The following is a 429-nucleotide window of genomic DNA, read 5'->3' as shown; positions in this document are numbered from 1 at the left end:
ATGCTGCCTTATCAAACGTCTGTCCCTGCATGATTGCATAGCCTGCAGGCGGTGTATCTGATGGCCATGGCAGCGGAACACCTGGCGGAAATACTTCAATATTTGCCGAGCCGTCAAATTTCACGCCGTTAATTGTCCTTGCCGTTTTCAGCTTTGTTGCTGTAGCCGCATTGCCGGACAGTTCGCCTGAAAGACCACCGCTGAATGTCTGTTTCGCCGCCCATGTCTGAGCTTCGTCGATAATTGGCACACGTCTTGTCGTGATCGTGCGGCTTCCCGGATTTCCTGAAATACGCACCATAAAAAAGCGGTAATTCGCTTTACTTACAGTGCTGCGCCATACATGCATTGAGCGCCCCGTACCGGAATCATCACTCGGACCAACTGCGATGTTTATCAGGTTGCCATCAATGACGCCCCAGTCCATAC

General features: G+C 51.5%; 1 pseudogene. It reads right to left on the bottom strand.

Annotated elements, in window-relative coordinates:
• Window positions 1–429 (bottom strand): annotated as a pseudogene (locus tag ACEWB7_RS18000) (hypothetical protein); the annotation flags it as partial.

It is taken from the genome of Acinetobacter sp. NIOH-H-8, from assembly GCF_046635365.1.
Taxonomy (GTDB): Bacteria; Pseudomonadota; Gammaproteobacteria; order Pseudomonadales; family Moraxellaceae; genus Acinetobacter.
The sequence above is the reverse complement of the archived record's forward strand: the minus strand, read 5'-3'. Positions and strand labels throughout refer to the sequence as shown.